Annotated in this window: 25 protein-coding genes and 1 pseudogene; 22 read left to right on the forward strand and 4 right to left on the reverse strand. The window is 72.8% G+C overall.

What is annotated here, in order from left to right:
• Positions 1–10: 10 nt before the first annotated feature.
• The 6 genes from ACWC9T_RS25130 to ACWC9T_RS25155 all read left to right on the forward strand — a co-directional run bounded on the left by ACWC9T_RS25130 (position 11) and on the right by ACWC9T_RS25155 (position 5,855).
• Positions 11–694 carry a UbiX family flavin prenyltransferase gene (locus ACWC9T_RS25130; RefSeq protein ID WP_355674110.1) on the forward strand — a complete coding sequence of 228 codons (684 nt, stop codon included), beginning with the start codon at positions 11–13 and terminating at the stop codon, positions 692–694.
• A gap of 119 nt (positions 695–813) precedes the next feature.
• The gene (locus tag ACWC9T_RS25135) at positions 814–1,272 is read left to right on the forward strand and encodes an Lrp/AsnC family transcriptional regulator (protein WP_449823294.1); all 459 of its coding nucleotides are present in this window, start codon (positions 814–816) and stop codon (positions 1,270–1,272) included.
• 3 nt (positions 1,273–1,275) lie between these two features.
• Positions 1,276–2,238 carry a threonine ammonia-lyase gene (locus ACWC9T_RS25140; protein ID WP_449823295.1) on the forward strand — a complete coding sequence of 321 codons (963 nt, stop codon included), beginning with the start codon at positions 1,276–1,278 and terminating at the stop codon, positions 2,236–2,238.
• A 52-nt stretch (positions 2,239–2,290) separates the two neighbouring features.
• On the forward strand, positions 2,291–3,454 hold the full coding sequence (mqnE, locus tag ACWC9T_RS25145; RefSeq protein WP_449823296.1) for an aminofutalosine synthase MqnE: 1,164 nt from the start codon (positions 2,291–2,293) through the stop codon (positions 3,452–3,454).
• 114 nt (positions 3,455–3,568) lie between these two features.
• The gene (locus ACWC9T_RS25150) at positions 3,569–4,786 is read left to right on the forward strand and encodes a L,D-transpeptidase family protein (protein ID WP_449823297.1); all 1,218 of its coding nucleotides are present in this window, start codon (positions 3,569–3,571) and stop codon (positions 4,784–4,786) included.
• Positions 4,787–4,907: 121 nt separating this feature from the next.
• Positions 4,908–5,855 (forward strand): beta-ketoacyl-ACP synthase III, encoded by a 948-nt coding sequence (locus ACWC9T_RS25155; protein ID WP_449823298.1) that lies wholly within the window; start codon positions 4,908–4,910, stop codon positions 5,853–5,855.
• Positions 5,856–6,164: 309 nt separating this feature from the next.
• On the opposite strand, the gene ACWC9T_RS25160 is transcribed toward ACWC9T_RS25155, so the two are convergent.
• Positions 6,165–6,812, reverse strand: a complete 648-nt coding sequence (locus ACWC9T_RS25160) for a TetR family transcriptional regulator (protein ID WP_449823299.1) — start codon at positions 6,810–6,812, stop codon at positions 6,165–6,167.
• A gap of 429 nt (positions 6,813–7,241) precedes the next feature.
• Between ACWC9T_RS25160 and ACWC9T_RS25165 the strand changes: the two genes are divergently transcribed.
• Entirely contained in the window at positions 7,242–9,665 is a 2,424-nt protein-coding gene (locus tag ACWC9T_RS25165; protein ID WP_449823300.1) for a serine/threonine-protein kinase, read from the forward strand.
• A gap of 44 nt (positions 9,666–9,709) precedes the next feature.
• Here ACWC9T_RS25165 and galE read toward each other — a convergent pair whose 3' ends face one another.
• Positions 9,710–10,696 (reverse strand): UDP-glucose 4-epimerase GalE, encoded by a 987-nt coding sequence (galE, locus tag ACWC9T_RS25170; RefSeq protein WP_449823301.1) that lies wholly within the window; start codon positions 10,694–10,696, stop codon positions 9,710–9,712.
• Between the two features lie 223 nt (positions 10,697–10,919).
• On the opposite strand from galE, the gene ACWC9T_RS25175 reads away from it, so the two are divergent.
• Positions 10,920–12,008: a S1C family serine protease gene (locus tag ACWC9T_RS25175; RefSeq protein ID WP_449823333.1), complete on the forward strand. Its 1,089-nt coding sequence runs from the start codon at positions 10,920–10,922 to the stop codon at positions 12,006–12,008.
• A gap of 138 nt (positions 12,009–12,146) precedes the next feature.
• Here the strand turns inward: ACWC9T_RS25175 and ACWC9T_RS25180 are convergent, their stop codons facing one another.
• Complete coding sequence (locus ACWC9T_RS25180) at positions 12,147–13,370, reverse strand: sensor histidine kinase (protein ID WP_449823302.1); 1,224 nt, start codon at positions 13,368–13,370, stop codon at positions 12,147–12,149.
• A gap of 288 nt (positions 13,371–13,658) precedes the next feature.
• Here ACWC9T_RS25180 and ACWC9T_RS25185 point away from each other — a divergent pair, with 288 nt between their 5' ends.
• From ACWC9T_RS25185 to htpX, 11 genes are all read left to right on the forward strand, one after another.
• Positions 13,659–14,075, forward strand: a complete 417-nt coding sequence (locus tag ACWC9T_RS25185) for an NADH-quinone oxidoreductase subunit A (protein WP_449823303.1) — start codon at positions 13,659–13,661, stop codon at positions 14,073–14,075.
• A complete protein-coding gene (locus ACWC9T_RS25190) occupies positions 14,066–14,704 on the forward strand; it encodes an NADH-quinone oxidoreductase subunit B (protein WP_449823304.1) in 639 nt (212 codons plus the stop codon). The genes ACWC9T_RS25185 and ACWC9T_RS25190 overlap by 10 nt, the downstream gene beginning before the upstream one ends.
• Positions 14,701–15,738, forward strand: coding sequence for an NADH-quinone oxidoreductase subunit C (locus ACWC9T_RS25195; RefSeq protein ID WP_449823305.1), 1,038 nt, complete (start codon positions 14,701–14,703; stop codon positions 15,736–15,738). Before ACWC9T_RS25190 ends, ACWC9T_RS25195 begins: the two co-directional genes overlap by 4 nt.
• Positions 15,735–16,694 carry an NADH-quinone oxidoreductase subunit NuoH gene (nuoH, locus tag ACWC9T_RS25200; protein WP_449823306.1) on the forward strand — a complete coding sequence of 320 codons (960 nt, stop codon included), beginning with the start codon at positions 15,735–15,737 and terminating at the stop codon, positions 16,692–16,694. Before ACWC9T_RS25195 ends, nuoH begins: the two co-directional genes overlap by 4 nt.
• Before the next feature lie 73 nt (positions 16,695–16,767).
• Positions 16,768–17,364, forward strand: coding sequence for a NuoI/complex I 23 kDa subunit family protein (locus ACWC9T_RS25205; RefSeq protein WP_449823307.1), 597 nt, complete (start codon positions 16,768–16,770; stop codon positions 17,362–17,364).
• Positions 17,361–18,083, forward strand: a complete 723-nt coding sequence (locus tag ACWC9T_RS25210) for an NADH-quinone oxidoreductase subunit J family protein (RefSeq protein WP_449823308.1) — start codon at positions 17,361–17,363, stop codon at positions 18,081–18,083. The genes ACWC9T_RS25205 and ACWC9T_RS25210 overlap by 4 nt, the downstream gene beginning before the upstream one ends.
• On the forward strand, positions 18,083–18,457 hold the full coding sequence (nuoK, locus tag ACWC9T_RS25215; protein WP_449823309.1) for an NADH-quinone oxidoreductase subunit NuoK: 375 nt from the start codon (positions 18,083–18,085) through the stop codon (positions 18,455–18,457). Before ACWC9T_RS25210 ends, nuoK begins: the two co-directional genes overlap by 1 nt.
• Positions 18,454–20,487, forward strand: a complete 2,034-nt coding sequence (locus tag ACWC9T_RS25220; RefSeq protein WP_449823310.1) for an NADH-quinone oxidoreductase subunit 5 family protein — start codon at positions 18,454–18,456, stop codon at positions 20,485–20,487. Before nuoK ends, ACWC9T_RS25220 begins: the two co-directional genes overlap by 4 nt.
• A gap of 56 nt (positions 20,488–20,543) precedes the next feature.
• Positions 20,544–22,124, forward strand: a complete 1,581-nt coding sequence (locus tag ACWC9T_RS25225; protein ID WP_449823311.1) for a complex I subunit 4 family protein — start codon at positions 20,544–20,546, stop codon at positions 22,122–22,124.
• Between the two features lie 56 nt (positions 22,125–22,180).
• Positions 22,181–23,749 carry an NADH-quinone oxidoreductase subunit N gene (locus ACWC9T_RS25230; RefSeq protein WP_449823312.1) on the forward strand — a complete coding sequence of 523 codons (1,569 nt, stop codon included), beginning with the start codon at positions 22,181–22,183 and terminating at the stop codon, positions 23,747–23,749.
• A gap of 140 nt (positions 23,750–23,889) precedes the next feature.
• On the forward strand, positions 23,890–24,753 hold the full coding sequence (gene htpX / locus ACWC9T_RS25235; protein WP_449823313.1) for a zinc metalloprotease HtpX: 864 nt from the start codon (positions 23,890–23,892) through the stop codon (positions 24,751–24,753).
• A 15-nt stretch (positions 24,754–24,768) separates the two neighbouring features.
• Here htpX and ACWC9T_RS25240 read toward each other — a convergent pair whose 3' ends face one another.
• Entirely contained in the window at positions 24,769–24,897 is a 129-nt protein-coding gene (locus ACWC9T_RS25240; RefSeq protein WP_449823314.1) for a hypothetical protein, read from the reverse strand.
• On the opposite strand from ACWC9T_RS25240, the pseudogene ACWC9T_RS25245 reads away from it, so the two are divergent.
• From ACWC9T_RS25245 to ACWC9T_RS25255, 3 genes and pseudogenes are all read left to right on the forward strand, one after another.
• A pseudogene (locus ACWC9T_RS25245) lies at positions 24,887–25,051 on the forward strand (PLP-dependent aminotransferase family protein); the annotation flags it as partial. The gene ACWC9T_RS25240 and the pseudogene ACWC9T_RS25245 sit on opposite strands and share 11 nt — an antisense overlap.
• A gap of 23 nt (positions 25,052–25,074) precedes the next feature.
• On the forward strand, positions 25,075–25,983 hold the full coding sequence (locus tag ACWC9T_RS25250) for a DMT family transporter (RefSeq protein WP_449823315.1): 909 nt from the start codon (positions 25,075–25,077) through the stop codon (positions 25,981–25,983).
• 128 nt (positions 25,984–26,111) lie between these two features.
• The gene (locus ACWC9T_RS25255) at positions 26,112–26,537 is read left to right on the forward strand and encodes a BlaI/MecI/CopY family transcriptional regulator (protein WP_396248248.1); all 426 of its coding nucleotides are present in this window, start codon (positions 26,112–26,114) and stop codon (positions 26,535–26,537) included.
• The last annotated feature ends 2 nt before the right edge of the window (positions 26,538–26,539 follow it).

Raw genomic sequence — 26,539 nt, forward strand, 5'->3', positions numbered from 1 at the left:
GAAATGCCCCATGGGAACTGCGAAGCGTCAGCCGTGGGTGGTCGGGGTCTCGGGAGCGTCGGGGACGCCGTACGCGGCCTCGGTGATCCGGGCGCTGCTCGCCGCAGGTGAGGCGGTGGACCTGATCGTCAGCCGGGCCGCCCGGCTCACCATCCTGGACGAGACCGGCATCTCCTTCCGGGACGCCCACTGGCGTGCCGACCTCGCGCAGTGGCTGGGCGTGGAGGGCCCGGACGACGGCCTGGACGACGTCCGCTACTGGTCCGCCGGGGACTTCGCGGCCGGCCCGTCCAGCGGCTCGTACCCGGCCAAGGGCATGCTGGTGGTGCCCGCGACCACCGGCGCGGTGGCCGGGATCGCGCTCGGTCTGAGCAAGGACCTGCTGCAGCGGGTCGCCAGCGTCACCCTGAAGGAGCGCCGGCCGCTCGTCGTCTGCGTGCGCGAGACACCACTCAACGGGGTGACGTTGAAGCACTTGGTGGAGCTCGACGCGCAGGGCGCGGTGGTGCTGCCCGCTTCGCCGGGTTTCTACGCCGGCGGCTCCACCGTGCGCGAACTCGTGGATTTCGTGGCCGGCCGGGTGCTGGACGCCGTGGGCGTGCCGCATTCCCTGTACCTGCGCTGGGAAGGGGAGTTGGGAGCGGCGGCCCGCAAGGCCGACGGCGGGGAGGACGTTCCGGCTGAGGGGGAGTAAGGAGAGCGAGGGCGGGAGAGTATCTTCTCTGCGATATCCGGGTCGGTCAGCGCACGGCGCCTTTGAATCCGGATAATGATCTGTGGGTCTGGTGAGGTTCGGAAGGACGCGGACGGTATATGGACACGGTGGACAGACAGCTCATCCAGGCGCTCCGGGAGAACGGCCGCGCGTCCTACGCCGAGCTGGGCCGACTGGTCGGACTCTCCGGCCCGAGCGTCACGGACCGCATCAACCGCCTGGAGCAGGCCGGGGTCATCACCGGCTACCGGGCGACGGTCAATCCGGCCTCGCTCGGCTTCGGCGTCACGGCCCTGATCGGCCTTCAGCTCACCGACGCCGCCGATCACGAGGACGTCGCGTTCCGGCTGAAGGACCTCCACGAGGTCGAGGACTGCTGGTTCATCGCGGGTGACGACTCCTACATGCTCAAGGTCCGGGTGGCCGACGTGGCCGGCCTGGAGTCGGTGGTCAAGCGGATCTCGGGCACGAAAGGCGTGGCCCGCACCCGTACCACCGTCGTACTCTCCACGAAGTGGGAGAACCGGGTGAGTGAGCTTCCTCCTGTAGGAGAGTGACGTATGGCACTGGTCGGTCTGGAGGAGCTGCGCGCCGCTCGGCAGCGGATCGCGGGGGTCGCCGTGCGCACCCCGCTGGTTCCCGCCCCCTGGGCGGCCGAGGGGGAGCGGCGGCTCTGGCTCAAGCCCGAGAACCTCCAGCCGACCGGGGCCTTCAAGACCCGCGGCGCCTACAACCGGCTGGCCGCACTCACCGCGGAGGAACGCTCCCGCGGCGTGGTCGCCCAGTCCAGCGGCAACCACGCGCAGGCGGTGGCGTACGCGGCGCAGCTGCTCGGCATCAAGGCCGTGATCGTGATGCCGGACACCTCGCCCGCGGTGAAGGTGGCGGCCACCCGCTCGTACGGCGCCGAGGTGCTCCTGGTGGCGCCGGGGGAGCGGGACACCGTGCCCGGCGAGCTGGCCGAGAAACACGGCTACGTCTGGGTGCCCCCGTACGACGACCCGTTCGTCATCGCGGGCCAGGGCACGGTCGGTCTGGAGATCGCCGAGGACGCCCCGGCCGAGCTGGACACCGTCCTGGTGCCGGTCAGCGGCGGCGGCCTGATCGGCGGGACGGCGGCCGCGCTGAAGCTCACCCGCCCGGGCATCCGGGTGATCGGCGTGGAACCGGAGCTGGCCGCCGACGCGCAGGCCAGCCTGCGGTCCGGGCGCCGGGTGGAGTGGCCGGTCGCCGACACCTACCGGACCATCGCGGACGGGCTGCGCACCCCGTCGGTCGGCGTGCTGCCGTACGAGCACATCACCACCTACGTGGACGACATCGTGACCGTCACCGAGGACGAGATCCGCGCCACCGTCGCCCTGCTGGCCCGCCGCGGCCGGCTGGTCGCCGAGCCCTCCGGCGCGGTCGCCCCGGCCGCGTACTTCCACCGCTCCGCCGCGACCGGGGGCCAGGCGGTCGCGGCCGTGGTCAGCGGCGGCAACATCGAACCGGCACTGCTCGCGGAGCTGCTCTCGGCATAGGCGTAACCTCGTTCCGGCAAGGAATCGAATGTCGGAGGAGGCGGGGCACCGCATGGACGCAGGGCTCAAGCGCGAGCTGGAGGCGAAGGTCTACGCGGGTGAGCGGCTGACCCGCGAGGACGGGATCGCACTCTACGAGAGCGACGACCTGGCCTGGCTGGGCGGTCTGGCCCACCACGTGCGGACGCGGAAGAACGGCGACGTCGTCCACTTCAACGTCAACCGCCACCTCAACATGACCAACGTGTGCAACGCGTCCTGCGCGTACTGCTCGTTCCAGCGCAAGCCGGGCGAGAAGGACGCCTACACGATGCGCATCGAGGAGGCCGTCCGCCTCGCCAAGGCGATGGAGAGCGAGTCCCTCACCGAGTTGCACATCGTCAACGGCCTGCACCCGACCCTGCCCTGGCGCTACTACCCGCGCTCGCTGCGGGAGCTGAAGGCGGCCCTGCCGAACGTCTCGCTGAAGGCCTTCACCGCCACCGAGATCCACTGGTTCGAGAAGATCAGCGGCCTGTCCGCCGACGAGATCCTGGACGAGCTGATCGACGCCGGCCTGGAGTCGCTGACCGGCGGCGGCGCGGAGATCTTCGACTGGGAGGTCCGCCAGCACATCGTCGACCACGACACCCACTGGGAGGACTGGTCGCGGATCCACCGCCTCGCCCACAGCAAGGGCCTCAAGACGCCCTGCACCATGCTGTACAGCCACATCGAGGAGCCCCGCCACCGGGTGGACCACGTGCTGCGGCTGCGTGAGCTGCAGGACGAGACCGGCGGCTTCCAGGTCTTCATCCCGCTGCGCTACCAGCACGACTTCCACGACTCCAAGGACGGCGTCGTGCGCAACAAGCTGATGGCCCGTACCGAGATGGCCACCGGTGCCGAGGCGCTGAAGACCTTCGCGGTCTCCCGGCTGCTGTTCGACAACGTTCCGCACGTCAAGGTCTTCTGGGTGATGCACGGCGTCACCACCGCTCAGCTGGCGCTCAGCCACGGCGCGGACGACATGGACGGCTCGGTGGTCGAGTACAAGATCACCCACGACGCGGACAACTTCGGCACCCCGAACAAGCTCGGCCGCGAGGACCTGCTGGGCCTGATCCGGGACGCCGGCTTCCGCCCGGTCGAGCGCAACACCCGCTACGAGGTCATCCGCGAGTACGAGGGTCCGGACCTGACGCGCCGCGAGGCCCCGCAGGCGATGCGCCTCTGACCTGCGACTTCCCCGCCGCCCGGGCCGTGCTTCGGCCCGGGCGGCGGCGTCTTCACGGCTCCCGCACGCGACCCGGGTTTACCAACGGGTGCGGCGTTTGGCAGGATCGACGGCATGTCCGGTTCTCATCGCGCCACCGAGTACCCGCCGTACGAGCCGATGCAGGAGCCGGTGTACGGGGTGCCGCAGCAGTCGCAGGAGGCGCCGTACGACGCGTACGAGTCGTACCGGCAGGACTACTACGGCGGGTACCAGCAGGCCCCGCAGGCCGCTGACGGGTGCTTCGAGGCGTACGAGCAGCCGTTCCAGTCGTACCCGGCCGAGCCGGAGCCGATGGACCAGGCGCAGGCGTACCAGGCGCAGGCGTACCAGGAGCCGGCGTACGAGCAGCCGCTCTACGAGGAGCCCGCGCCGGTCGCACCACCCCTCGCCTCCGTCACCCCCGCCGCGGCCCCCGGGCCGGGCGGCCGGGCCGCTGTCCGGGGCCGGCGGCGCAAGGCGAAGCAGAAACGTCACGGCAAGGCCGTGATGGCCGGCACCGCCCTGCTGGTCGCGGCTGCCGCCGGCTGGTACACCGTCGGCCAGGACGACGCCAAGCCCGGCATCACGGCCGCCGACGGCCCAGGCCCGGAGGGCGTCAGCAAGCCCGACCAGCCCGCGCCCGCCGCCGTCCAGGCCGCCGCCGACCGGCAGTCCGTACCCCTGGCCGCCGGCCGCAGCGAGACCCGCCCGGACGGCTCGCTGGCCGCGATACCCGGCCTCGGCGCCGCCTTCACCGCGAAGATCCCGGCCGAGACCACCCAGGTCGTGGTCGCCTCCGGCGCCGACAAGAACACCGACAAGAACACCGTCGTCCTGTGGACCCGCACCCCCGAGGGCCGCTGGCTGGCCGGCGAGACCTGGAACGGCCACAACGGCAAGAACGGCTGGACCGCCGACCACAGCGAGGGCGACCTGCGCAGCCCGATCGGCGTCTTCTCGCTCACGGACGCGGGCGGCCACAACGCCGACCCGGGCAGCAAGCTCCCGTACGACAAGGACCCGAGCTTCGTGGTCTCCGGCACCGGTTTCTTCGGCGACCAGCTGGCCGGCTCCTTCGACTACGTGGTCGCGATCAACTACAACCGGGTCCCCGGCAACTCCCCGCTCGACCCGCGCCGCCCGATGGGCGCCAAGAAGGGCGGCGGCATCTGGCTCCACGTGGACCACGACGGCCCCACCCACGGCTGCGTGTCGATCCCCGAGGACAAGATGGCCCAGCTGATCCGCACCCTGGATCCGGCCGCCCATCCGGTCATCGTGATGGGCGACGCCACCACACTGGCGGCCTGACCTCGGCATACGCCAACCCAGGCGCCGCAACACCCCTTGTCGATCTCCTACAGATCACCGGTGTGGATCCTGTAGCCGGTCACGCCCAGCTGACCAGCCGGTAACCCGGTTCCATGGCACCATGAGCGGTTCGCGCATCGTGGCACTCGGCCACTACCAGCCCCCCAAGGTTCTCAGCAACGACGACCTGGCGGCGCTTGTCGACACCGATGACGAGTGGATCCGCACCCGGGTGGGCATCCGCACCCGGCACATCGCCGAGGGCGAGACCCTGGTCGACCTCGCCGCCGAGGCCGCGCAGAAGGCACTCGCCAACAGCGGCCGCATGGCCGACGACATCGACCTGGTCGTGGTCGCCACCTGCACCGCGATCGAGCGCAGCCCCAACACCGCCGCCGCGGTGGCCGCCCGGCTCGGCGTGCGCTCGCCCGCCGCGTACGACATCAACACGGTCTGCTCGGGCTTCTCCTACGCGCTTGCCACCGCCGACCACGCGATCCGGGCCGGTGCGGCCCGCCGCGCGCTGGTGATCGGCGCCGAGCGGATGTCCGACACCCTCGACTGGACCGACCGCTCCACCTGCGTGATCTTCGGCGACGGCGCCGGCGCCGCGGTGGTCGAGGCGCAGGAGGAGGGCGCCGAGCCCGGCATCGGCCCGGTGGTCTGGGGCTCCGAGCCGGAGAAGGGCGACGCCGTGGTGATCACGGGCTGGGACCCGGTGATCAGCCAGCAGGGCCAGTCGGTGTTCCGCTGGGCCACCACCCAGCTCGCTCCGCTCGCCCGGAAGGCCTGCGAGCGGGCCGGGATCGACCCCTCGGAGCTGAAGGGATTCGTCCCGCACCAGGCCAACCTGCGGATCATCGACGCGATCGCCAGGAAGCTGGGCCTCGGCGACGCCGCCGTGGTGGCCCGGGACGTGGTCGACTCCGGCAACACCTCGGCCGCCTCGATCCCGCTCGCCTTCTCCAAGCTGGTCGAGCGCGGTGAGCTCTCCCCGGGCGACCCGGTGCTGCTCTTCGGCTTCGGCGGCGGCCTCGCCTACGCCGGTCAGGTCGTCCGCTGCCCGTAACCCGCCCGCTCGCCTCCGGGCGCTCCTGACCCGGCGCCGACGGTCGCCGCTCCCTCGCTCCTCCGTCGCTTCTCCCTCCCGGTGCCGGCGTCCTTGGGCTCGGGGCGGGCCAGAACGTCCGAAACGGACCGCAGAACCGAAGAATGCCGGTGGGCGGGCCCCCTGTGTGAGGGGGCCCGCCCACCGGCATGTCTGGCGCGCGTGCGGTACGTCGGCGGACCTCCCCCGAGGACACGGCCGCCGTCCGTCGTTCCCCGGACAGGAGGCCGGGGCTGCGCGCGGAGCGGATGGTGGATCGAACGGATGGTTTTACTTGGGCGCCTTCTTACCGGTGACGCCCAGGTACACCAGGGGAGCGAGGTTGGGCTTGAGGTCCTTGACCTTGACGCCCCAGGAGGTGAAGGCTTTCTGGTGCTCGGCCGCCGAAGCGAGCAGCGAGACCAGGGCCCCGGCGACGGCGTTCGGGTCGAGCGTCTTGTCGGCCTGACCCTTCGCCTGGAGTTCCTTGACGGCCTCTGCGAGCGGCTTGGCGACCGCGTTGAGGACGGTCATGCGGATCTTGAAGAACCGCTTGTCCCCTTCCGCGGCACCGAGCGTGACCACTCGGAGAATGGCGTCGTTCTTGCGCCAGAAGGCGAGGAATCCGTCGACCAGTTCTTCCGAAGTGGTCGGTCCGGACTTCCCTGCCCAGGACTTTCCGGCCACCAGCTCTTTGAGGGTGTCGGCGTCCTTGGCCATTTCCTCGGCGATTTCGAGGACTGCGCCCTCGACATCTGGGAAGTACTGATAGAAGGTCGCGGGGGAGGTACCCGCCATACGGGCGACGTCGATGACCTTGACGTCCCGATAGGGCGACGTGCTGAGCATCTCACGGAGGCAGTCGAGCAGCTTCTGCCGCGTCTCCTGTCCGCGTCGCCCGGCGACGCGACCGTCGACGGTGCGAACTTGTCCTGTCATGCCGTCAGCTTACCGTGGCACGATCTTGGCGCGATTCGGTGATGCGACTATTACTCCGCACGGGGGGTTGCTATAGCGGCATGAACCACTTCGGGCGGATATTCACCGGGCTCCGAAGGCGCCGTTGAAGCCCCCCCGTGTGCTTTTGACCCCATAGCGTGACGGCGAGTCCGCTGAGGGGTGGTCTGGTGACAGAGCGTGACAGTCGATGAGGGGTGGAAAGCGGACGGTCCGTGCCCCGGGGCGCAAGCCGCGGTTGGAGCGGGCGTCAGAATCCGGCCGTTCCGTCATTGCTGACCGGGGGACTGCCGTGACTGGCCCGCTCGCCGGGCCTCTCCGGGCGGGGGAGGTTGGAGATGCGCCGGGCGGCATTGGAGAATCGGGACCGGCACCACGCGGCGGGTGCGGAAACGGGGAGGTGGCAGCGGAGTGGACCAGCTGACGGCGCACGATCCGAGGCGGATCGGGCCCTTCGAGGTGCTGGGGCGACTCGGCGCGGGTGGGATGGGACTGGTCTACCTGGCGCGTTCCGCGTCCGGGCGCCGGGTGGCCATCAAGACCGTCCGGGGGGAACTGGCCGAGGACGAGCTGTTCCGGGTCCGCTTCGCGCGGGAGATCGCGGCCGCCAAGACGGTCGGCGGCTTCTACACCGCGGCCGTGGTGGACGCCGACGCGGACGCCCGGGTGCCCTGGCTGGCCACCGCGTACATCCCGGCGCCCTCGCTGGAGGACCTGGTCGAGGAGTGCGGCCCGCTGCCGGTGGAGGCCACCCGCTGGCTGGTCGCGGGCATAGCCGAGGCGCTGCAGTCCATCCACGGGGCCGGGCTGATCCACCGCGACCTCAAGCCCTCCAACGTCCTGGTGGTCGAGGACGGCCCGAAGGTGATCGACTTCGGCATCGCGTCCGGGGTCTCCAGCACCCGGCTCACCATGACCAACGTCGCGGTCGGCACCCCGGCCTACATGTCCCCCGAGCAGGCCCGGGACAGCCGGACCGTCCGGGGCGCCAGCGACGTCTTCTCGCTCGGCTCGCTGATGGTCTTCTGTGCCACCGGGCACCCGCCCTACCGGGGCTCCAACCCGGTCGAGACGGTGTTCCAGCTGCTGCGCGAGGAGCCGGACCTGTCCGGCATGCCGCCGGAGCTGATGGACCTGGTCCGCGCCTGCATGCAGCAGGCCCCCGAGCGCCGGCCGACCCCGGCACAGATCCAGGCCGAGCTTGCCCCGCACCTGTTCTCCCGGGACGACGCCTCCGGAGAGGCCGGCGACTGGCTGCCCGCCAACGCGCTGGAGCTGATCGAGCGCAAGCGCGGCCGCCGCCCGAGCGCGCCGCCGCCCCGCCCGTACTCCGGCCCGGTCGAGCCGCAGCCGCCGCACCCGCAGGCCCCGCCGCAGCAGCAGCCGCAGCCGCAGATCCCGCCGCAGCACCCCGGCCTGGACGACCCGCGCACCCATCCGGGTGTGCGGCACTCGACGCCGCCGTCCGGACCGGTGCACAGCGCGCCGCGCCCCGGGCAGGCCTCGGACGCCGAGATCCCGACCGCGAAGATCCCCTCCAAGAACAAGCACCGCGCGCCCACCGGCGGGGTGCCCGTCGAGGTGCAGCTGTCCGGCGCCTCGGTGCGGATAGGCCCGGGGCCGCGGGCCGAGCACGAGCAGCCCCGCCCGACCACCGCCCCGGCCGAGACCGACTGGGTCCGCCGGACGGCGACCCCGACCCCGCCGGCGGCCCCCGTGCCGACCCCCGCCCCCGCCCCGGCCGCCCGCTGGCGCCCCTGGCGGTTCCGGATGTCCAACGACGTCTGGGGCACCCCGGTGGTCGCCGACGGCACGCTCTTCGTCTCCAGCTTCGAGGTGCACGCGCTGGACATCGCCTCCGGCGAGCGCCGGTACAAGACCCGGGACGTCGCCTGGGCGCTCGCGGTGGACGCCGGCCGGGTGCACGCCGCCGACGGTCCGCACCTGTACACCGTGGACGTCGCGGACGGCACCGAGCGCTGGCGCACCTCGCTGGACGGCTGGGTCTACTCGCTCTCCGCCGCGGACGGCGTGCTCTGCTGCGGCGTCCGCGGCGGCGGCGTCCAGCTGCGCGCGGCCGCCACCGGCGCCGAGCTGTGGCGCGCGGACGACGCCCAGCAGGACTACGAGAACCCGCAGTCCGGCCCGGTCCTGGTGGCCGGCGCGGCCTACTACTACGGCGCCGGGCGGCTGCGCTGCGTGGACCCGCGCGGCGCGGGCCTGCGCTGGTCCTTCCCGGTCGGCGAGGACGTGCCCTCGCACCCGGTCGAGCGCGGCGGCGTGCTGTACGTGACGGCCGGTACCCGGGTGTACGCGCTGGACGCGGCCAGCGGGACCGAGCGCTGGCGCTTCGAGGCCCCGGTGGTGCTGTTCACCCCGCCCTCGCTGGACGCCGACGCGGTCTACGTGGCCGACTACCTGGGCACGGTCTACGCACTGGACGCGGCCACCGGCCTGGACCGCTGGCGCGGGGTCACCGGCAGCCGCCAGGGCGCGGAGCCGGTGGTGGTCGGGGACGGCATGGCGCTGGTGGGCAGCCGCGAGGTGCTGTACGCCTTCGAGACGGCGACCGGCCGGGAGCGCTGGCGCTACACCGCGCGCGGCGAGATCGTCGGCTCCCCGGCGGTGGCCGACGGCCTGGTGCACCTGGGCAGCCGGGACCACTCGCTGCACACCCTGGACCTGGCGACCGGTCAGCTGCGCTGGGAGCTCGGCACCAAGGGCGAGCTCACCGGCTCCCCGGTGGCGGTCGGCGGGCGGGTCTTCGTCGGCTCGAAGGACCGCTGCGTGTACGCGCTGGACGCCTACTACGGCACGGCGGTGCCCGCCCGCTGAGCGGGGCGGACACCGCCGGTCGGTGGTACTGCGGGCCCGGGCGATCAGGCCTTGCGGGCCTCGGGGTGGCGGCTGCACCAGCCCTCCCACGCGGAGGAGACCATGGCCTCCACGTCGTGGCCCGCGCTCCAGCCCAGCTCGCGCTGGATCAGGTCGGCGGAGGCCACCACGCGGGCCGGGTCGCCGGGGCGGCGCGGGGCCACCGCGGGGGTGGTGTCGTAACCGGTGACCTTGCCGATCACCTCGATCATCTCCTTGACGCTGACGCCCTCGCCGCGGCCGATGTTGAGCACCAGCGAGGTCTCGCCGGCCGGATCGGTAGCCAGCCGCTTGGCGGCCGCCACGTGGGCCGAGGCGATGTCGGAGACGTGGATGAAGTCACGGACGCAGGTGCCGTCCGGGGTCTGGTAGTCGTCGCCGAAGATCAGCGGCGCCTCGCCGGCGGTGAGCCGCTCGAAGACCATCGGGATCAGGTTGAACACCCCGGCGTCGGAGAGCTCGGGCGAGGCGGCGCCGGCCACGTTGAAGTAGCGCAGGGCCACGGTGGACATCCCGTGGGCCTTGCCTGCGGCGGCGACCAGCCACTCGCCGGCCAGCTTGGTCTCGCCGTACGGGCTCATCGGGTCGCAGGGGGTGGACTCGGTGACCAGGTCGACGTCCGGCATGCCGTAGACGGCGGCGGAGGAGGAGAACAGGAAGCGCTTGACGCCGCCCTCGGCCGCGGCCTCCAGGACCGTCTGCAGGCCGATCATGTTCTCGCGGTAGTAGAGGAACGGCTGCTCGACCGACTCGCCGACCTGCTTCTTGGCGGCGAAGTGCAGGATGCCCTCGATGCCGTGCTCGCGGATCGCGGCGTCCAGGGAGGCCCGGTCCAGGGTGGAGCCCTCGATCAGCGGGACGCCGACCGGCACCCGGGAGGCGTCGCCGGTGCTGAGGTCGTCCAGGACGGCGACGCGCTCGCCGGCGTCGAGCAGCTGACGGACGACGTGCCCGCCGATGTATCCGGCACCGCCGGTGATCAACCAAGTCATGCGGCAATCCTAGGCGTTCGCCTTCGGGTGTCCTTCGCGGGCGAGTCGGATCGGCAATTCGGAACAAATCGGTGAAATGCTGACAAAGATTTCCGTGCTCCCATACCCGCGCCCTTCGGCGTGGTGACGAATCGGAGGCAGCCAGGTGAGCCGCAAGAAGGAACACAACCGTCCGCTGCCGGCCGGACCCGGGCCGACCGGGCCCAGGGCAGCCCACCGTCGGCTGTTCGCCCCGAGCACGGTCGCCGTGCTGACGGCGCTGGCGCTGGCCGGCTGCAGCAACTCGTCCTCCTCCGCGTCCTCCCCGACGCCGGCCGCCCCCTCCTCCGCCACCACCAAGCCGGCCTCCTCCGCCCCCGCCACCCAGCCGGGCGGCGGCAACCAGCTGCAGGACGCCTACCAGAAGGTGATCGCCGACGTACTGCCCTCGGTGGTGCAGATCACCACCGGCGAGAGCCTCGGCTCCGGGATCGTTTACGACGACAAGGGCGACATCGTCACCAACGCCCACGTGGTCGGCTCCGCGAGCACCTTCACCGTCACCCTCGCCAGCAGCACCAAGGCGCTGGACGCCACCCTGGTCGCCAGCTACCCCGACTCCGACCTCGCGGTGATCAAGCTCAGCAGCCCGCCGAGCGGCCTCAAGCCCGCCACCTTCGGCGATTCGAGCAAGGTCGAGCTCGGCCAGATCACCCTCGCCATGGGCAGCCCGCTCGGGCTCGCCAGCAGCGTCACCCAGGGCATCGTCTCGGCCACCGGGCGGACCGTCACCGAGCCCCAGGGCGGTGGTTCGCCGGGCGCCACCATCGGCAACCTGGTGCAGACCTCGGCGGCGATCAACCCGGGCAACAGCGGGGGCGCGCTGGTCAACCTGGACAGCCAGGTGATCGGCATCAACACCCTCGCCGCGACCGAGCCGCAGACCAACGGCGCGGCCGCCCCCGGCATCGGCTTCGCCATCCCGGCGTCCACCATCACCAGCATCACCGACCAGCTGATCAAGCAGGGAAAGGTCACCAACTCCGGCCGGGCCGCCCTCGGCGTCACCGCCCGGACCAGCTTCAACCAGCAGTTCCAGCCGAACGGCGCGGTGATCGTGGCGGTCAGCCCGGGCGGCGCGGCCGCTGCGGCGGGGCTGCGGCCCGGCGACGTCATCACCAAGATCGGCGACACGCCGGTCGACTCGCTGAACGCGCTCACCACCGCGCTCGCCTCGCTCACCCCGGGAAGCAAGGTCACCGTCGCCTACACCCGGGACGGCAACAGCCAGACCGCCGACGTCACGCTCGGCACGCTGCCGACCAGCTCCTAGGCCAGGTCTGAGCTCCGGTGCGCCGTCGGCCCGCGCGCCGCGCAAGGGTTCCGCGGGCCGGCGGCCGTACCGGACCGGCGCCGGGACCCGCCCACTGCCTCGACGGGGTCCCGGCTCCTCCGTGCTGCCCTCGGCCGCTCAGCGGCGGGCGGCGCGGGTGCGCCAGGGCAGCTCGACGGTGACGGTGGTCGGGCCGCCCTCCGGGCTGTCCACCAGGAACACCCCGTCCACCGCCCGGATCCGCTCGGCCAGCCCGGCCAGGCCGCTGCCCGGGTACGGCGCCGCGCCGCCCCTGCCGTCGTCCTGGACCAGCACCATCAGCTGGTGGTCCGAGCGCCAGACCTCGACCGAGGCGGTGCGGGCGCCCGCGTGCTTGGAGACATTGGTCAGCAGCTCGCTGACGGTGAAGTACGCGATGCCCTCGACCGCCGAGTCCGGGCGCTCGGGCTCGCCGTCCGCCCCGGTCAGGTCGACGTTCACCTTCACCCCGCCGGGCACGGTGCAGCGGGCCGCGACCGCGGACAGCGCCGCGTCCAGGCCGCGGTCGGTGAGCACCGCCGGGTGGATGCCGCGGGCCAGGTCGCGCAGCTCCTGCAGGGCCAGCTTCACCTCGCCGTGCGCGTTGTCGACCATCCGGGTCGCGACCGCCATGTCGTCCTCGGACTCCACCTCGCGCAGCCGCTCCTTGGCCATGCCGAGGTCCATCGCCAGCGCGACCAGCCGGGCCTGGGCGCCGTCGTGCAGGTCGCGCTCGATCCGGCGCAGGTCGGCGGCGGCGGTGTCGACCACGGCGCCGCGGTCGTCCTCCAGCTCGCGCACCCGCTCGGCCAGGGCACCGGGGAAGAGCAGGGACTCGATCAGGATCCGGTCGGCCGCCGCCATCGCGCGCACGACCCAGGGCAGCACCGGCCACAGCACGACCACCGAGACCAGGGACAGCGTGAAGCTGAGGATGCCCCAGGGCAGCATCAGCACGTTGTAGAGCGCCGAGCGCCAGTTCAGGAGGTCGGTGAGGTGGGCGATGGTGAAGCCGACCGTCCCCGGGCGGCGCGGGAGCACCGGCTCCGGGTCGTCGATCGCGGAGCCGTACGCCGAGCGTGCCCGGCGCCGGCCCAGCCCGCCCAGGGCGCGGGAGGCGGCCAGCCCGCCGGCCAGCAGCGGCAGGCCGATCACCGTGATCGACAGGCCCAGGCCGACCGAGAGCGTGGTGACCGCGAGGACGAAGCCGGCGATGCCGAGCGGCAGGTTGAGCATCAGCTGGCCGACCTGCCGCCACATCCGCGCACCGTACAGCGGCGGGCGCTCCATCCGGGCGTCCTGCTCCTTGATGGCGTCCACGGCGCGGCGGTGCAGCGGCTTCATCGGATCATCCGTCCCTGTCGGTCGAGCTGGTGGACCAAGCTTCCCGAACCGGGGACCGGGGGTGCCATGGGGGTGATGCGTCTTCCCGGCCGGGGGTTATCCCCACCCCCTGCCCGGCTCCCGGCCGCGCACCCCGATGTCCACCGGTTGTCCCGCGGAGCGGGCAGGGTTCGGGCGGAGCTGAGCCGTCCCCTTAGACTCACGCATTGGTCATGGTTAAGAGCGGGCGAGTAAAAGTCGTAGAACTGTCTTGAGGGGCGGGTTCGCGGCCGAGGTGGAGGCGAAGGCATGGAGGGGCAGCAGGCGGCTGCCGTCGCGGCCGACCCGGCGGTCGGCAGCGGCTACTTCGACGCGTACGCCGCGATGGGCCTGCTGGCCGTCGTCGGGGTGCTCTTCGTCACCGTGGCGTTCACCGCCAACCGGCTGCTGCGGCCGGTGGTGTACTCGCCGGAGAAGCTCCTCGCCTACGAGTGCGGCGTGGACCCGGTGGGCGAGGACTGGGCGCACACCCAGATCCGCTACTACGTGTACGCCTTCCTGTACGTGATCTTCGCGGTCGACGCGATCTACCTGTTCCCGTGGGCGACGGTCTTCGCCACCGCCGGGTACGGCGCCGGAACGCTGATCGAGATGTTCCTCTTCATCGGCTTCCTCGCGGTCGGGCTGCTCTACGCCTGGAAGAAGGGCGTTCTGGAATGGACGTGACGCACAACCACTCGCACGGCGCGCAGGGCGGCCCCGTCCCGCTCGGCCTGCCGGACCCCTCCCGCCCCGGCGCCGTCGAGCGCCGCGGCATCGGCCCGCTCTCGCGGCTCGCACCCGACCCGGTCAAGGTCGTGCTCAACTGGGGCCGCCGCTACAGCCTCTGGTGCTTCAACTTCGGCCTGGCCTGCTGCGCGATCGAGTTCATCGCCGCGTCCATGGCCAAGCACGACTTCATCCGGATGGGTGTCATCCCGTTCGCGCCCGGGCCCCGCCAGGCGGACCTGATGATCGTCTCCGGCACGGTCACCGACAAGATGGCGCCCGCCGTCAAGCGTCTCTACGAGCAGATGCCCGAGCCGAAGTACGTCATCTCCTTCGGCGCCTGCTCCAACTCCGGCGGCCCCTACTGGGACTCGTACTCGGTGACCAAGGGCGTGGACCAGATCATCCCGGTCGACGTCTACGTGCCCGGCTGCCCGCCCCGGCCCGAGGCGCTGCTCCAGGGCATCCTCAAGCTGCAGGAGAAGATCGCCGCCGAGTCCCTGCCCGGCCGCTACACCGCGCCCGCGGCGGCGCTGCGCCGTCCGCTGGTGGCGGCGCCGGGTTCTCCGGAAGGGGGAGCCTCGTGACTTCCGTCGAGCAGTACGCGGCGTCGGTCGGGGAGTGGGCGACCGGCGCCGAGGCGTACGGGCTGATCACCGTCGACGTCCCGGCCGAGCGCTGGATCGAGGCGCTCACCAACGCCCGCGACGTGCTGGGCCTGGCGTTCTTCGACTGGCTGAGCGCCGTCGACGAGCTCGCCGAGGGCTTCTCCGTGGTCGCGCACCTGGCCGCCGCCGAGGCGCCGGGCGTGCGCCACCTCGCGCTGCGCACCCGGGTGCCGCGGGACGAGGCTGCGCTGCCGAGCGCCGTCCAGGTGTACGCGGGCGCCGCCTGGCACGAGCGCGAGACCCACGAGATGTTCGGCATCGACTTCCCTGGCCACCCCTACCTGGCCACCCTGCTGCTGCCGGACGGCTTCGAGGGGCACCCGCTGCGCAAGGAGTTCGTGCTCGCGGCGCGGGTCGCCAAGGCCTGGCCGGGCGCCAAGGAGCCGGGCGAGTCGGACCACGGCGACGGGCCGGCCCGGCGCAAGATGCAGCCGGCCGGTGTGCCGGACCCGAACGAGTGGGGCCCGCTCAAGGGCACCCTGCCGCCGGTGGCCGAGCGGCCCGCGCGCGGTGCGCGGGCGGCGGGCGCGGCGGGGCGGACGCCCCGGGCGGCTGCCGGAGCCGCTGGTGCCGCCGGTGCTGCCGGTGCCGAGGGCGCGCCGGCGGTGCGGGCGGACCGGCCCCGGCGGACCCGGTCGGTGTCCGAGGGGTCGGCGAGCCAGACGGGTGCCGAGGCTCCCGCAACCGCTGGGACGCCGGCCGCTCCGGCCGAGGGCGCCCCGCCCGTGCGCGCCGACCGGCCGCGGCGTACCCGGTCGGTGTCCGAGGGCTCGGTCAGCCAGCCAGCGGGCGAGCCCGCCGCTCCGGTCCGGCCCCGGTCCTCCGACGCGCCCTGGCACAACCCGGTGCCCGCCCACGACGGGAAGCCGTCGGACGGGAAGCCGGGCGAGCCGGGAGAGCAGAAGGACGAGACCTCGGCTGGCGCGGCCGACCAGGACGGAGACGGCTCGTGAACCTGCTCGACACGGTGCTCCGCTGCGTCGCCACCCTCGTCGTCTTCCTGCTCTTCCCGCTGGTCATCGGCCAGACCGAGCACAAGGTCATGGCGCACATGCAGGGCCGGCTCGGCCCGATGTACGCGGGCGGCTTCCACGGCTGGGCGCAGCTCCTCGCGGACGGCGTGAAGTTCGCGCAGAAGGAGGACATCGTCCCGGCCGGGGCGGACCGCCGGATCTTCCAGCTGGCGCCCGCCGTCTCGCTGCTGCCGTACCTGTTCGTGCTGCTGGCCGTCCCGGTCGGCCCGAACGGCCTCGTCGGCCAGGCGATCGACGCCGGTCTGTTCTTCGTGCTGGCCGTGATGGGCGTCGGCGTGATCGGCAAGCTGATGGCCGGTTGGGCCTCGGCGAACAAGTTCTCGCTGCTCGGCGGTCTGCGGACGGCCGCGCAGCTGATGTCGTACGAGCTGCCGATGGTGCTGGCGGCGGCCTCGGTGGCGATGGCCGCCGGCACGCTGTCGCTGCCCGGGATCCTGGACGCCTGGCAGTGGTACTGGCTGCCCTGGCAGATCATCGGTGCCTTCGTGTTCTTCACGGCCGGCCTGGCCGAGCTCCAGCGGCCGCCGTTCGACATGCCGGTCGCCGACTCGGAGATCATCTTCGGCGCGTACACCGAGTACACCGGCCTGCGCTTCGCGCTGTTCCTGCTGTCCGAGTACGCGGGCATCCTGGTGGTGTCCGCGCTGACGGCGGTGCTCTTCCTGGGCGGCTGGCACGGGCCGATGTCGGACCAGCTCGGCTGGCTCTGGATGCTCCTCAAGACCTTCGCGCTGGCCTTCGTGGTCATCTGGCTGCGGGTCACCTACCCGCGTCTGCGCGAGGACCAGCTGATGCGCTTCGCGTGGGTGGTGCTGATCCCGCTCGCGCTCGTCCAGCTGGCCCTCACCGGCATCATCAAGGTGGCGATCTCATGAGCGAGCGTAGCGAGCGAATCATCAAAAGGTGCGTACGGGCGAACGCCCCTGCCGAGCGCAGCGAGGTGGGCGCATGAGTTTCCCCGGTGTCGGCCTTGCCAAGGGGCTGGCCGTGACGCTGCGGACGATGACCAAGAAGAGCGTCACCGCGCAGTACCCCGACGTGCAGCCGGTGCTGCCGCCGCGTTCGCGCGGCGTCATCGCGCTGCTGGAGGAGAACTGCACGGTGTGCATGCTCTGCGCGCGCGAGTGCCCGGACTGGTGCATCTACATCGACTCCCACAAGGAGACGCTGCCCGCCGCCGAGCCGAACGCCCGGGCCCGCACCCGCAATGTGCTGGACCGCTTCGCCATCGACTTCTCGCTCTGCATGTACTGCGGGATCTGCATCGAGGTGTGCCCCTTCGACGCGCTGTTCTGGTCGCCGGAGTTCGAGTACGCGGAGACCGACATCCACGAGCTGACCCATGAGCGGGAGAAGCTGCGCGAGTGGATGTGGACCGTCCCGGCGCCGCCGGCGCTGGACCCGGCGGCCGAGGAGCCCAAGGAGATCGCCACCGCGCGCAAGGCGGCGGACAAGCTGGCGGCCGCCGCTGCGGCCGCTGCCGCCGCTGCCGCTTCGGAATCGGAAGAGAAGGCTGCTTCCCATGAGAAGGGAGGCGACGCATGAACGCCGCTGCCACGCTTCTCGCGGCGACCGGTTCGTTGGAGCCGGCCGCCCGTTCGTTCCTGTCCCCGACCGGCCAGGAGATCGTCTTCCTGCTGGTCGGCATCGCGGTGCTCGGCTCGGCGATCGTCGCCGTGACCACCAAGCAGCTGGTGCACGCCGCGCTCTGGCTGGTGGTCGCGCTCGGCGGGCTGGCGGTGGAGTTCCTGCTGCTCACGGCCGAGTTCATCGCCTGGGTGCAGGTGCTGATCTACCTGGGCTCGGTGGTCGTCCTGGTGCTGTTCGGACTGATGCTCACCAAGGCGCCGATCGGGCGCTCGCCGGACGCCGACTCCAAGAACCGCTGGGTCGCCCTGGTCGTGGCACTGGCCTCGGCCGGGACGCTGGTGACGCTGGTCGTCGATGCCTTCCGGACCTCCTGGATCGACCTCGGCCAGGGCGGCGGCTCGGCCTCCGTCACCGGGGCCAGCCTGTTCCGGCACTGGGTGCTGCCCTTCGAGGCGCTGTCCGTGCTGCTGCTGGCGGCGCTGGTCGGCGCGATCGTGCTGTCGCGCGGGTCCCAGCGGCGGGTGCCGGTACCCCGGGCGGGCAAGGTGCGCGCCGGGCGGCCGGTCGGGTCCAACGGGACGGTCGCCGCGACCGCGCCGCGCACCGCCCCGGACGCCGCCGCCTCGCCCGCGTCCTCTGCGTCGTCCGCGTCGTCCGCGTCGGAGGAGAGCTGATGCACCTCGCCTACCCCGTCGTGCTCGCCGCGCTGCTGTTCAGCGTCGGTGTGTACGGCGTGCTCGCCCGGCGCAACGCCGTCCTGGTGCTGATGTCCGTCGAGCTGATGCTCAACGCCGTCAACCTCAACCTGGTCGCCTTCGACGCCTGGCTGCGCGACTCGCTGCACGCCGGGCAGGCGCTCACCCTGTTCACCATCACCGTCGCCGCCGCCGAGATCGGGCTGGGGCTCGCCATCGTCCTGCTGCTGTTCCGGACCCGGGGCACCGCGGACATCGACCGGGCCACCGCGCTCGGCGACCCGGCCGAGACGCTCCCCGTCGAGGAGGCGCCGAACGGAGCCGAGGCGCTGAAGGGCCAGGCCGCCGCATGAACCTCGCCCTGCCCGTCCTCGTTCCCGCGCTGCCCGCGCTCGGCGCCGCCGCCACCCTGGCCGTCGGCCGGAAGGCGCCCGGGCTGGCCCGGCCGCTGGCGATAGTCCCGGTCGCCGTCTCGGCCGTGCTCGCCCTGGCGGTCGCCCTCCAGCTCGGCACCGGCCAGACCCTGGACGCCGCCACCCGGCTCACCCCGACCGGCGGCCCGGACATCGCGCTGGCCGTCCACCTGGACGGCTTCAGCTCGCTGATCTCCGTGCTGGTCGGCCTGGTCGCCACCTGCGTCCAGGTCTACTCGACCGCGTACCTGAAGTCGGACCCGCGCTACCCCTCGTACGCGGCGCTGGTCTCGCTGTTCACCGCCGCGATGTTCCTGGTGGTCTACTCGGGCGACCTGATGGTGCTGCTGGTCGGCTGGGAGGTCATGGGTGTCTGCTCGTACTTCCTGATCGGCCACCACTGGGAAACCGCGGACGCCCGCTCGGCCTCGCTCAAGGCCTTCCTGGTCACCAAGCTCGGCGACGTGCCGTTCCTGTTCGGGATCTTCCTGCTCGGCGCGGACGCCGGCGGCTTCCGGATCCCGGACGTGCTGGCGGCCGCGGGTGAGGGCAAGCTCGGCCACCCGACGCTGACCGCCCTGCTGCTGCTCGCCGGCGTGGCCGGCAAGAGCGCGCAGTTCCCGCTGCACACCTGGCTCCCGGACGCGATGGCCGGTCCGACGCCGGTCTCCGCGCTGATCCACGCCGCCACCATGGTCGCGGCCGGCATCTACCTGGTCGCCCGGCTGATGCCGGTGTTCCTGCTGTCGGGTGCGGCGCTGGTCGTGCTCGCGGTGATGGCCGCCGTGACGATGATCGGCTCGGCGCTCTGCGCGCTCGCCCAGGACGACCTGAAACGGGTACTCGCCTACTCCACCGTCGGCCAGCTCGGCTACATGGCCGGCGCGCTGGCCAGCGGCGACCGCGAGGCGTCCGTCTTCCACCTGGTCAGCCACGGCGCGTTCAAGGCGCTGCTGTTCCTGGCCGCCGGTGTGGTGATCCACGCCGCGCACACCAACTCGATCTCCGCGATGTCCCGGGTCCCGGGGCTGCGCAAGCGGGTGCCGGACGCCTACTGGACGATGGGCATCGCGCTGATCGCCTTGGTCGGGCTGCCGCTGCCGCCGTTCTCCGGCTTCTTCAGCAAGGAGGCGGTGCTGACCGCCGCCGAGCACGCGGCCAAGGGCGAGGCGCTGACCAACGGGCTCGGCCCGGCCTCGGCGGTACCGCAGGCGGCCGGGTGGATCGTGCTGATCTCGGCCGCGCTCACCGCGCTGCTCACCGGCGCGTACGCGACCCGGCTGTTCCTGCTGACCTTCCACAGCCCGGCGGGCGCGGCGGTGCCGGTTGTTTCGGCCGACCACGAGGCCGACGCACCGTACTCGCCCGAGCTGGACGAGGCCGACCCGGCCACCGCCGAGCCGCCCGCGATGCGCTGGCCGCTCTGGGTGCTGGCCGTCCCGACCATGGGCTTCGGCGTCGCCGGGCTGTTCCCGGACGCGCTGCCCGCGCTGCTGGACGGCGGCTCGCTGCGTCCCTCCGGGGTCACCGCCGTCACCGGCAGTGGGCTCGCCGTGGTCGGTGTGCTCGCGGCGTACGGCGCCTGGCGCTCGGCGACCGCGCGGGTGGCCACCGGCCGTCCTGCTCCGGCCGCCTTCGACCGGGTGCCCGAGCAGGCCGGAGCCCCGGCCGTCGAGGTGATCGTCGCAGACCCCGGGCGCACCCTGCTCGGGCCGCTGTTCGGCCCGGCCCGGCACGGCTTCGGTGTGGACCGGCTGTACCACGCGTTGTTCGTCCGCCCGGTGGCCGCCGCCGCCCAGCTGGTCCGCTTCCTCGACCGCGAGGTCGTCGAGGGCTACGTCCAGGGCAGCGGGATCGGCGCCAACCTGCTCGGCCGGGCCGTCCGGCTGGCGCAGACCGGCAACGCGCAGACCTACCTCAGCGCCCTGCTCGCCGCCGCCGTCCTGCTGGCCGTCCTGGTGGCGGTGTAACCGGTGCTGATTTCCTCCACCCCCGTCCCCGCCACCGCCGCCCCCGGGAGCCCCCGATGAACGCAGTCCTCATCGCCCTCCTGGTGCTGCCTCTGCTCGGCGCCGCGCTCACCCTGGCGCCGGTGTTCGGGCCGGACCGGGCCGTCGCCGACCGGCGGGCACTGCGGCTGAACTCCGTCGTCACCGGCGCGGTGTTCCTGCTCACCGTCGCCCTCGCGGCCGGCTTCGACCACGACCACCCGGCCCGGATGCAGGCCACCACCGACGTGTCCTGGATCCCGGCCCTGCACGTGCGCTTCCACCTCGGCGTGGACGGCGTCTCGATGCCGCTGGTCGTGCTGACCTCGCTGCTCACCTTCCTCTGCGCGCTGTACTCGGAGAAGCGGCTGCCGGACGGGAAGGCCCGGGGCGGAGCAACTGACGAGCGCAGCCCGTCCGCGCAGGCCTTCGTCGGGCTGTTCCTCCTCCTCGAAGTCGGCATGCTCGCCACCTTCGCGGTGCTGGACCTCCTGCTCTTCTTCCTGGCCTTCGAGATCGTGCTGATCCCGATGTACTTCCTGATCGCCCGCTGGGGGAGCGGCGCGAAGGTCCCGGCCGCCAACCGGTTCATCCTCTACACGCTGCTCGGCTCGGCCGTGATGCTGCTCGGCTTCCTGCTGATCGGCAGCAAGGCCGGCACCTTCGACATGCAGGCCCTGGCCGCCGGGCACGGCAACGGCCTGAGCCACACCACCCAGGTGATCGCCGCGCTGGCGATCATGGTCGGGCTCGCGGTCAAGGCCCCCGCCTGGCCGCTGCACAGCTGGCTCCCCGACGCGCACACCGCCGCCCCGACGGTCGGCTCGGTGCTGCTCGCCGGTGTGCTGCTGAAGATGGGTACGTACGGTCTGGTCCGCGTCCTCCTCCCGGCCGTGCCGGACGGCACCGCGACGCTCGCCCCCTACCTGGGTGCCTTCGCCGCCGTCGGCATCGTCTACGGCTCGCTGGCCTGTCTGGCGCTGGCCCGCCCCGGCTCCAAGGGCGACCTCAAGCGCCTGATCGCGTACTCCTCCGTCGGCCATATGGGCTTCGTACTGCTCGGCATCGCCTCCCTCACCCCGGTGGGCGTGAACGGCGCACTGTTCGCCAACATCGCCCACGGTCTGATCACCGGCCTGCTGTTCTTCCTCGTCGGAGCGATCAAGGACCGCTACGGCACGGCGGACCTCGACACCCTCTCCGGCGCCACCGGTGCGGCCCTGTACGGCCGGGCGCCCCGGATCGGCGCACTGCTCGCCTTCGCCGCCGTCGCCAGCCTCGGCCTGCCCGGCCTGGCCGGCTTCTGGGGCGAGGTGCTCGCCATGTTCGGCGCCTTCCACCCGGCCGACGGCCTGTCGCGTCCCGCCTTCGTCACCTACATGGTCCTGGCCGGCCTCGGCACCCTCCTCACCGCCGCGTACCTGCTGATCGTGGTCAGGCGCGTCTGCATGGGCGACCCCGAGCAACCCGCACCGGTGGCCGAACTGGCCGACCTGCGCCCGTACGAGGCCGTCAGCTGGACGCCGCTGGCCGCGCTCACCCTGCTCGCCGGCCTCTGGCCCGCGCTCCTGCTCGGCCTTTCCAACCCCGCCGTCAAGCACCTCCTCGGGGGTGGCTGACCGTGCTCGCAGCCCACACCGCCGCACTCGGACCTCACTCCACGGGGCAGCACACTGTGACCTCCCTCGCCGTAGCCAACCCGGGCAGCCTGATCCAGTCCGTGGACTGGGTGGCGATCGCGCCCCCGCTGATCGCCGCCGTGGCGGCCCTCGCCGTCCTGGTCGCCGACCTGTTCCTGCCCGAGCGGCACAAGAAGTGGCTCGGCCGCCTCACCGCGGCCGGACTCGCCCTCGCCCTCATCGCACTCCTTCCGCTCACCGGCGGATCGCCCCGAGCGACCTTCTGTGTGCAGAACGTAACAGGCGGCACCGACAGCGCTGGTTGCTCGTACGTCGCCGACCACTTCGCCCTGGTGTTCCAGCTGCTCGCCCTCGGCGGCGCGCTGATCGCCGCGCTGCTGTCAATGCACACGGTGGACGACGCGGCATCGACCGGCGGCTCCGCCGCGGGGCTCCCCCGCGGCGAGTACTGGTTCCTGCTGCTCTCCAGCGCCACCGGCGCCGCCCTGCTGCCCGCCTCCCGCGACCTCGCCACCATGGTGATCGCCCTGGAGGTCGCCTCGCTGCCCGCCTTCGCCCTGGTCGCGCTGCGCCGGGACGGCCGGGGCGCGGAGGCCGCGCTCAAGTTCTTCGTCTCCTCGGTGACCGCGACCGCGGTGATGCTGCTCGGCATCGGCTTCGTCTACGCCGCCAGCGGCAGCCTGCACCTCGGCGCCGTCGCCCAGGGCCTGGAGCACGCGCCCGGCCAGCTCAAGCCGCTGGCCGAGGCGGGGGCCGTGCTGACCCTGGTCGGCTTCGCCTTCAAGGTCGCCGCCGTCCCGTTCCACTTCTGGGTGCCCGACACCTACACCGGCGCCCCGCTGCCGGTGGCCGGCTACCTCTCGGTGGTCGGCAAGGCGGCCGGCCTGTCCGGCCTCGCGCTCGCCACTACCATCGCCTTCCGCCCGTACGCCCACACCTGGGGCCTGGCGCTCGCCGTGCTGGCCGCCGGCACCATGACGGTCGGCAACGTCGGCGCGCTGCGGCAGCGCTTCGACACCCGGTACAGCGCGGTGCGGCTGCTCGCCTGGTCCTCGGTCGGCCAGGCCGGGTACCTGCTGGTGCCACTCGCCGCGGCCGGCTACGCGCCCACCGGGGTCGACCCGCTCGGCGCGACCGCCGCGTACGCGCTGATCTACGGCGTGGTGAACCTCGGCGCCTTCGGTGTGGTCGCCGCCGTCGGCCGCCGGGCCGGGACCAGCGTGGACGACTTCCGCGGCCTGTTCACCCGCAACCGCTGGACGGCGCTGGCGCTGGCCTTCTTCCTGCTCTGCCTGGCCGGGCTGCCGCCGGGAGTGGTCGGCCTGTTCGGCAAGGTCGTGGTGTTCCGCGCGGCGGTGGACGCCGGGCTGGGCTGGCTGGCCGTGGTGATGGCCGTCAATGTGGTCATCGCTCTGTACTACTACCTGCTGTGGACGGCCCGGCTGTTCGCCCCGGCGGGCGCCGAGGCGGTCGCCGAGGGCGGCGCCGGGCGACGGATGCCGGTCAGCCTGGCCGCCACGCTGGGGCTGACCGCCTCGGCGGCGGTGGTGCTCTCGGTGGCGCCGCAGCTGGTCCTCCAGGTGGCGGGCGGCAGTCTGTTCTGAGCTGCCGGACGGGGTGCCGGTGACGCCCGGGCGGGTGTCGCGTCGGTCACAAGGGAACAAGGTCCCGGGCCCCGCCCGTTGACCGGGCAAGAGGGACGAGGCAGAAAGGGCTTCCCCACCGCACCACTGGAGGGCCTGACGTGCACAGCCGGCACAACGGACTGAGGACCGCCGTTCTGCTCGGGGGCCTCTCGGCGCTGATCCTGGTGATCGGTAGTTTCTTCGGCCGGAGCGGCTTCGCGATCGCCCTGCTGGTCGCGCTCGGGACCAACGCCTATGCCTACTGGAACAGCGACAAGATCGCACTGCGGGCCATGCGGGCCCGGCCGGTCAGCGAGTTCGAGGCCCCGGGGCTGTACCGGATCGTGCGCGAGCTCTCCACCTCGGCCCGCCAGCCGATGCCCCGCCTCTACATCTCCCCGACCCCGGCCCCGAACGCCTTCGCCACCGGGCGCAACCCGCGCAACGCGGCGGTCTGCTGCACCGAGGGCATCCTGCAGATCCTGGACGAACGCGAGCTGCGCGGCGTGCTCGGGCACGAGCTGAGCCACGTCTACAACCGGGACATCCTGATCTCCTCGGTCGCCGGGGCGCTGGCCTCGGTGGTGATGTTCCTGGTGAACTTCGCCTGGCTGATCCCCTTCGGCCGGGACGAGGACGACGACGGCCCGGGCCTGTTCGGGACACTCGCGATCATGATCCTCGGCCCGATCGCCGCCGGACTGATCCAGATGGCCGTCAGCCGCTCCCGCGAGTACCAGGCCGACGCCGACGGCGCCCGCATCACCGGCGACCCGCTCGCCCTGGCCAGCGCCCTCCGCAAGCTCGACGCCGGCACCCGCCGGCTCCCGCTCCCGCCGGAGCCCCAGTTGCAGACCGCCAGCCACATGATGATCGCCAGCCCGTTCCGCCCCGGCGAGGCCGGCGCCCGGCTGTTCTCCACCCACCCGCCGATGGCTGAGCGGATCGCCCGGCTGGAGCGGATGGCCGGCTACCGCGGCTGACGGACCGCGGGTGCCTCAGCCCGCGACCTCCTCGTACGCCGTCCGCAGCCGGTGGACCCCCTCCGCCACCGCCGCCGGACTGTCGGCGGCCGCGTAGCTGAGGCGCAGGTGCGGGGCCGGGGGCTCGGCCGGGCTGCGGGCCACCCAGGTGGTGGACAGCTTCTTCGTGCCCCGGCCGCTCCAGGAGGCGACCCTCGAACTGGTCTCCGACCCGGCCTGGGCCCGCCACCTGCGTGCCCTCGGCGCCGAACTGCGCGACCGCCGCACCGCCGCCGTCGCCGCCCTGCACCGCGAACTGCACGGCGTCCTCGGCAGCTACCGATGACGGCACAAGATAGCGCTACCCTGCCCCGGGCGATAGCACCTCAGCACGGCCTCGCCTCCGGCACCGCCCTCGCCGCCCTCGGGGTGGCCGCCTTCTCGCTCAGCTTCCCCGCCACCGCGTGGTCCCTGACCGGCTTCGGCCCGTGGACCTCGACCGGGCTGCGCGGCGCCCTGGCCGGGGCGCTGGCCGCCCTCTACCTGCTGGCCGCCGCCGCCCCGCTGCCGAAGCGCCGGCAGTGGCCCGGCCTGCTGACGGTCTCCGGCGGCTGCGTCCTGGGCTTCCCGCTGCTGACCACGCTCGCCCTGCGAACCTCCTCGACCGCCCACTCGGCGGTGGTCATCGGCGTCCTGCCGCTTGCCACCGCGGTGGTCGCGGCGCTGCGCACCGGCCGCCGGCCGTCCCGGGCGTTCTGGGCGGCGGCGCTGGCCGGTGCGGCGGCCGTGCTCGCCTTCACCCTGTTGCAGAGCCACGGCCGGCCGACCGTCGCCGACCTCTACCTGTTCGTCGGCGTGGTGATCTGCGCGGCCGGCTACGCCGAGGGCGGGCGGCTGTCCCGGGACGTGCCGGGTGCCCAGGTGATCGCCTGGGCGGTGGTGGCCGCGCTGCCCGCGATGGTGCTGACCTCGGTGTTCGGGCTGGCCACGGAGTCGGTGCAGGTGGGCGCGAAGGCACTGGTCGGGCTGGCGTACATCGCGGCGGTCTCGCAGTTCGGCGGCTTCGTGCTCTGGTACCGGGGGATGGCCGGGATCGGCGTGCCGAGGGCCAGTCAGTTGCAGCTCGCGCAGCCGCTGCTGACGTTGGTCTGGTCGGTGCTGCTGCTGGGTGAGGACCTGCCGACGGCCGCGCCGGTGACGGCGGTGGTGGTGCTGGTCTGCATCGCCGTCACCCAGCGGGCCCGGGCCTGAGGGCCCGTCGTCGCCACCTGGTGCGCCTGCGAACCCTCGCGGTGAGCCGTCCGGAGCAGCCTCCCGCTCGTTAGGATGAGCCCGCGCCCCGTCGGTCCGGGCGCGGCATCCGGAGGGAGTGGGCCGTCATGGCAGACGAGAGGCACGCCCCGGCGGCCGGGGACGCGCCGACCCGACGACGCGGTCAGGGCGAGTTGGAGGCACAGGTGCTGGCGGTGCTCCAGCAGGCGCCCGGCCCGGCCACCGCGGGGTGGGTCCAGGAACGCCTGGAGGGCGACCTGGCGTACACCACGGTGATGACCATCCTGTCCCGGCTGCACGCCAAGAACGCCGTCTCCCGGAGCCGCTCCGGCCGCTCCTACCTGTGGCAGGCCTCCGCCGACGCCGCCGGACTGGCCGCGCTGCGGATGCGCCGGATGCTCGACGGCGAGGCGAACCGGGACGCCGTCCTGGCCAGCTTCGTCAGCGCGCTGCTGCCGCACGACGAGGAACTGCTGCGGGCGCTGCTGGACGCCGCGTCCGCCGATCCGGCAGCGGCCGACCGTGAGAGCTGACC

Source organism: Kitasatospora sp. NPDC001159, from assembly GCF_053598235.1.